Here is a 1,964-nt window from a genome sequence, read left to right on the forward strand (position 1 = left end):
CCCCGGCGCCGCCGCACCCGCCGGTCACGCCCAGCACCAGTCCGCCGGGTGCAGGCGATCGCGACCGGCTGAGATGGTCGGCCAGCCATGCTGCGGCGTCCGGGAGCACCGCCACCCGTTCAGCCCCGAGGGCAGCGGCCAGGTGCCACAGGCTATCGCCTTCCCCGTCCAGCCCCACCAGCACCGCGGGTGCCCGGCGCCGCGGCGGCAGTTCCCGGATATCACTGCCCACCAGGACCGCGCCCGCCCCTTCCCAGTGCCGGCCGCTTTCGGCCGCGTCAGCAACGACACGCAGATGCGCGCCGGCGGCCGCCACAATCCGCTCCACCTCGGACCGGAGGAGGGCGGACGCCGTCACCAGCAGCACCTCGTCAGCACCGGCCGGAAGCCATGCCCCGGCGGCGTCGTCCCCCGGGCCGGTTCCGGTATCCGCCGTCCCGGCCGGCACCTGGCCGGAGGACCGCCCGGAACTGCCGGCACTGCCTGGATCTGTGTGGGACGGGGTCAACTGGTGCCTGCTCATGGAGCCACTCTCCACGGGCGCGCGGAAGCAGGTAAGGCACCGTGGCCGCTATGTGGAAAAGCCGGGCCGGACGCTGCCCGCACCAGGACAGTCCCGTGATCAGGGCACAATTGGAGCATGTACCTGCTGCTCGCCGCCCACCCCCACGGCGCGGCCCTTCAGGAACTGACCCCGGCGGGCGAGCCCCAGCCGGCCAACCCCGAACCGCACATTGTCGCCCGCGAAGACCTCCCCGCCGTCGTGCATCGGCTTGAAACAGACCGGAAGGGCGGGCAGCCGCCGCGCTGGATCTGGCACCGCACGCAGGACTGGTACCCCGGCCTGCTGGCGTCCGGCGTGGAACTGGAGCGGTGCTACGACCTCACCCTCTGCGGAAACATCCTCGCCTTCTCCCAGTTCACCGCCCACACGGAGTACGCCCGCACCGCGGACAGGACCCCGGTGGAGGACCCGGTCCTCCCGCCCAAAACACTCCTGCCGCCCCGCCCGCTGGCGGACCAGGGTGCCCTGTTCGATGAGCCGGACACGGCGTCCCTACCCCGGCAAACGCCCGGTGAGCTCCGCAGCGAGTACGCCGCGCAGCAGGCCGCCCTTGCCGCGGTGGGTCCGGAGGGGAACCGGCGCAACCGGCTTCAGCTGCTGCTCGCCGCAGAGTCCGCCGCCGCGATGATCGCCGCCGAAATGCAGCACGCCGGCGTTCCCTGGCGCGAAGACCTGCACGAAAAGATCCTTGCGGACCATCTCGGGCCCCGCCCGCCTTTGGGGCACCGCCCGGCCAGGCTGGAGGCCCTGGCCGCGGAGCTGCGGAAGCTGCTGAACGCGCCCGCCCTGAACCCGGACTCCCCGCAGGACCTGATCCGGGCCCTGCACCGCAACGGCATCGAGGTGAAAAGCACCCGCAAGTGGGAGTTGCGGGAGTCCGGCCATCCGGCCATAGAGCCGCTGCTGGAGTACAAGAAACTCTCCCGGCTCCACACGGCCAACGGCTGGGCCTGGCTCGATGCCTGGGTGGCGGGAGGCAGGTTCCGGCCAGAGTACGTGGTGGGCGGCGTGGTCTCCGGGCGCTGGGCGTCCCGTGGCGGCGGTGCCCTGCAGATTCCGCGCCAGGTCCGCGGCGCCGTGCATGCCGATCCCGGCCACAAACTGATCGTGGCGGACGCATCCCAGCTGGAGCCCCGCGTCCTGGTTGCGCTGGCGCAGGACTCTGTGATGGCCGAGGCCGCGCGCGACCAGGACCTGTACGCGGCCATCGCCGCCAAAGGCTTCGGCGGGGACCGGGCGAAGGCGAAGATGGCCCTGCTCGGCGCCATGTACGGGGCCACGTCGGGGGAAGCCGGCCGGCTTATGCCCCAGCTGGCCCGGACATACCCGCGCGCCGTGGACTTTGTGGAGCGTGCGGCGCGGACCGGTGAGACCGGCGGAACGGTCACCACCAGGCTGG

Annotated in this window: 1 protein-coding gene and 1 pseudogene; one reads left to right on the plus strand and one right to left on the minus strand. The window is 72.5% G+C overall.

The window, feature by feature from the left end; translation table 11 throughout:
* Window positions 1–364 (minus strand): annotated as a pseudogene (locus AC5RTT_RS20450) (septum site-determining protein Ssd); the annotation flags it as partial.
* Between the two features lie 276 nt (window positions 365–640).
* Between AC5RTT_RS20450 and AC5RTT_RS20455 the strand changes: the two are divergent.
* The coding region (locus AC5RTT_RS20455; protein WP_494146693.1) for a bifunctional 3'-5' exonuclease/DNA polymerase at window positions 641–1,964 on the plus strand (1,324 nt) is incomplete at its 3' end.

Source organism: Arthrobacter sp. Y3221157 (assembly GCF_059089865.1).